This is a genomic window from Synechococcus sp. R55.2, assembly GCF_047462075.1.
GTDB lineage: Bacteria > Cyanobacteriota > Cyanobacteriia > Thermostichales > Thermostichaceae > Thermostichus.
In genome coordinates this window covers 1-4,076 of sequence record NZ_JANSIH010000310.1, presented here as the reverse complement: position 1 = coordinate 4,076, position 4,076 = coordinate 1, and the positions used below count along the sequence as shown (strand labels likewise).

The 4,076-nt window shown below is 57.5% G+C and carries 4 protein-coding genes; 1 reads left to right on the top strand and 3 read right to left on the bottom strand.

Annotated elements, in window-relative coordinates:
* Window positions 1–337: 337 nt before the first annotated feature.
* Both NW838_RS09870 and NW838_RS09865 read right to left on the bottom strand, forming a co-directional pair.
* A complete protein-coding gene (locus tag NW838_RS09870) occupies window positions 338–1,252 on the bottom strand; it encodes a S1 RNA-binding domain-containing protein (RefSeq protein ID WP_414427959.1) in 915 nt (304 codons plus the stop codon).
* Between the two features lie 77 nt (window positions 1,253–1,329).
* Window positions 1,330–1,770 (bottom strand): RrF2 family transcriptional regulator, encoded by a 441-nt coding sequence (locus NW838_RS09865; RefSeq protein WP_011432485.1) that lies wholly within the window; start codon window positions 1,768–1,770, stop codon window positions 1,330–1,332.
* 130 nt (window positions 1,771–1,900) lie between these two features.
* Between NW838_RS09865 and NW838_RS09860 the strand changes: the two genes are divergently transcribed.
* Complete coding sequence (locus NW838_RS09860) at window positions 1,901–2,896, top strand: AAA family ATPase (protein WP_414358388.1); 996 nt, start codon at window positions 1,901–1,903, stop codon at window positions 2,894–2,896.
* 24 nt (window positions 2,897–2,920) lie between these two features.
* Here NW838_RS09860 and NW838_RS09855 read toward each other — a convergent pair whose 3' ends face one another.
* Entirely contained in the window at window positions 2,921–3,949 is a 1,029-nt protein-coding gene (locus NW838_RS09855) for an ABC transporter permease (RefSeq protein WP_414399426.1), read from the bottom strand.
* Window positions 3,950–4,076: the final 127 nt, after the last annotated feature.

The following is a 4,076-nucleotide window of genomic DNA, read 5'->3' as shown; positions in this document are numbered from 1 at the left end:
TGAGCACAATGTCCCACGGCTTATCGGCGGGGCTGTAGTCAGGTGATTTTCCTCTGATTGCCGTAAGGCGTTGAGCACTTCAAAAGCTTTGAAGTGGGGTGTTCAAGGTATGTTGTGATTTTCCTCTGATTGCCGTAAGGCGTTGAGCACGGAAGCGGCGCCGGCTCATCGTCCTCCTCTGGCTCCTGTGATTTTCCTCTGATTGCCGTAAGGCGTTGAGCACGACCGGGCCTGGCTGCTGGAGATAACCAGTCAGGTGTGATTTTCCTCTGATTGCCGTAAGGCGTCTTGCTTTCCCTCTGCAGGTTTTGCATCCGAACTCGAGGCAGAGATGGGATCAGATGACTTGGCCGTCGGATGTTATTCTCCCCTTGAGTTTACCGGCCCGCTCTTCGGCCTCCTCCATAACCCTGTCCAGCTGCTCCAGCACCTCACCCGGATGCTTTTCCAGCACCCGCAGGGAGAGGGCCATCCGTCCCTTGGCCTCATCCACATCGATGACAACAGCTTTGATGCGTTGGCCTGGTTTGAACAAATCCGGTAGCGAGGCTACAAAACTTTGGCTGACCTGCTTGATGTGCAACAGCCCGGTTATCCCTTCTTCCAGGTCCACAAACACACCGAAGGGTTTTAGTCCGCTGACTTTGCCTTCCACCACTTGGCCACTGGTGTAGCGGCTCAGGTTCTCGGACTTTACAGCCGCCCTTTGGGAGAGCACCAGCTTGTTGGCTTCTGGGTTCACCTCGATAAAGCTTGCTGTCAAGGATTGCCCCACCAACTCCTCCAGACTTTCCCGTTGGCTGAGGTGGGAGCGGGGAATGAAGCCGCGCAGCCCCTGCACATCCACCACCACCCCCCCTTTGTTGGTGGCGATCACCGGAACGGTTACCGTCTGGCCGTTGGCTTGCTTCTGGGCCAGCTCTTCCCAAAGCCGCTTCAGCCTCAGCCGCCGCGCCGAGAGCACAATTTGTCCTTCTGCATCTTCCCGCAGGATGAGAAACTCGGCTTCTGTCTTTAAAGGAAAGAGCGCACTCAAATCTTCCCCTGGGCGGATCCCTGCTTCCTTGAGGGGCAAAAAGGCCGGGGATTTGCCGCCAATATCCACCAGAGCGCCATCGTTCTGATGTTGGAAGATGCGGCCTTGCACCACCTGCCCCGGTTGAAAGCTGAGGTTTTGCTTGTCTAAAGCCTGGGCAAAATCTTCCGCGGAAAACGTATCGGCAGCCTGAGAGCGAGAAGAGCGAACGGTCATGGAAGGGCTCAATTCAAAAAGCAGTGGGTTTCAGGATAACCCAAAACCTTCCAAGGATCCCAGCTCCAGCCTCTGGCCTAGATGTAGTACATGAGCCGAGCCTGTTGCTGTTGTGCCTGCCGGTCGCAGAGGTCTTGTAGGGTGGTCTTCTGGAGAATGGCTACCGCCGCAGCTTGGGCATCTTGCCAGGCCTTCAGGAGCACTTCCCGCTCTGGGGTGAGATCGCCCGAGGGCAAGTCGCGGGAGCGGCTGAGATCTTCCCCCTCGATGGCCTGGATAACATCCAGCAGCGAGATCTGCCAGGGTGCTCGGGCCAGGAAGTAGCCTCCCTTGGATCCCCGTTGGCTGCGCACCAACCCCTGTCTGCGCAAGGTGGCCAGCAATTGCTCCAAGTAGCGGTCGGGTATGGACTGATGAGCCGCAATTTCTTTAATCTGCAGCACCTGGCCATCGCTGTAGTGCTGGGCCAATTCCAGAAGGGCCAGGAGAGCATATTCACTTTTGCAAGACAGTTCCAAGATATCCATCCTTGTGGAGGGCTTAGGTCTATGATACTCCGGTTTTTCACTGGGGTTTAGCGGGATCCCGCCCTGAGCTGGCAATGGGATCCAGCCTGTAAGGTGGAATAGGCCCCTTTGGGAATGGTTTATGGCGAGTGTCAGCACCCGGTCTGGTTCAGCACGGATCCCAGCGGAGCGATTACAAACCTTGCACCAACAGATTGGCAAGCTGATTGCCAATATCGAATCCGTGTTTCAGGGCAAATCGCAGGTGGTGCAGGCGGTGGTCACGGCCTTGGTTGCGGAAGGTCATGTTTTGCTTGAAGATGTGCCCGGTGTAGGCAAGACCACTTTGGCGCGGGCCATCGCCCACAGTTTGGGAGCCAAGTTTCAGCGGATTCAATTTACCAGCGACCTATTGCCGACAGATATCCTTGGCCTCACCCTTTTCAACAAAGAAAAAGGGGATTTTGAATTTCGTCCCGGCCCCATTTTTGCCCACGTGGTCTTGGCGGATGAAATCAATCGCACCTCGCCCCGCACCCAAAGTGCCCTGCTGGAGGCAATGGCGGAAAAGCAGGTTTCGCTGGACGATCGCACCTACCCGCTGCCCAGCCCATTTATGGTGTTGGCCACCCAAAATCCTTTGGAGTACCACGGCACCTATCCCCTCCCAGAAAGCCAGTTGGATCGGTTTTTGGTACGGCTGTCGATTGGCTACCCCAGCCCTGAGGTAGAGCGAGCTTTACTCTTGCAACGGCAACAGGCCGAGCCGGTGGATGCTCTGCAGCCGGTTCTCTCCCTGATAGAGTTGCGAGAGATTCAGTCGGCGGTGGATCAGGTGTATTTGGATGGATCCCTGGCGGACTATCTTCTGCAGGTGGTGCAGGCCACTCGCGTGTCCAAGCTGCTGCGGGCGGGGGTATCCACCCGTGGAGCCCTGGCCTTGGCGCGGGCAGCACGGGCTCAGGCGCTGGTGAAAGGGCGCAGCTTTTGTCTACCAGAAGATCTGCAAGCACTGTTCGTGCCGGTACTGACCCATCGGGTTTCTCTGGCCGGGTCGGGAGAGATGGCCGGCAACCGACGGCAAGAGGCTGAGGCGGTGATTCGAGATATTGTCTCCACAATTGAGCCGCCTGTTTGAGGGATCCGTAGCAGCAATGGTTAACTACAGCAGTGAGTCGGGTCGGATCCGGGGATCCACCCACATCAGGAGCAAATCGGCCAACAAATTGCCCAGAATGAGCATGATGGCCCCCAGCAGAAGCCCCGCCATCACCACATTGATATCGAAACTTTGAACAGCTTCCAAGAGCAGCTTGCCCAGCCCCGGCCAATTGAAGAAAAACTCGGCGATAAAGGAACCGCTGAGCAGATTGGCAAACTCAAAGCCCAAGATCGTGATCAAGGGGTTGACGGCGTTGCGCAGCGCGTGCAACCAGATCACCCGCCACTCTGGGATCCCACGGGCCCGCGCCGCCTGGATGTATTCCTGCCGCAGCACATCCAAGAAATTGCCGCGCGTAATCCGCTGCAGCCCGGCAAAGCTGGTGATGCTCAGGGCCAGCGTGGGCAGGAGCAGGTGGCGGCCCAGATCCAGCAACTTTTCCCCCAAACTAAGCTCGGCAAAATAAACACTGGTCATCCCCCCTACCGGCAGCCAGCTCACGTTTTGGGCCACAATTAGCAGCAAAATGGCCAGCACAAAGCTGGGCATGGCCTGGCCCAGGTAGCTGAGCAACTGCAACGCCCGATCCAGGGGGGTGTTCTGCCGCAGCGCCCCCAGGATCCCTAGGGGAATGGCGACCAGCCAAGTCAGCACCACAGAGGACACCGCCAACAGCAAGGTAGCGCCGGCGCGGGAGAGGATGAGCTGTGCTACCGGCACGCGATAGGTGTAGCTCACCCCGAAATCCCCTTGCAGCAGGTTGCCCAGCCAGGTCAAGTACTGCCAAACCAAGGGCTTATCCAACCCCAGCCGTGCTTCCTCTTGGGCAATAAACTCCTGGCTGACACTGGGATCCGCCCGCAAGGGATCCAAAAAATCTCCGGGGGCCAGTTGCAACAGCAAAAAACTGAGCAGCGTGATCAACAGCAGCACCGGTACGGCTTGGGTGATCCGCTGCAAAACTAAGGCCAGGGGAGGCCAAAGGTCAAAAGCGCGGGAACGGGAAGGCGGAGAGGAGGTTACAGCCACAGATGCAGATGGATACCTTAAGTGGTGCGCTCTTTGAGTTGGATTCTTGTCGAACTATGGTAAACTACCCGGCTCCGACCGCTAAGCGGTACGGAGCGGGCTTTCAGTAGCCCTGAGCCTGCTCTGC

Coding starts and splice junctions, on each gene's coding strand:
- NW838_RS09860 (WP_414358388.1), top strand. CDS start 1,901: ATGGCGAGTGTCAGCACCCGGTCTGGTTCAGCACGGATCCCAGCGGAG.
- NW838_RS09870 (WP_414427959.1), bottom strand. CDS start 1,252: ATGACCGTTCGCTCTTCTCGCTCTCAGGCTGCCGATACGTTTTCCGCG.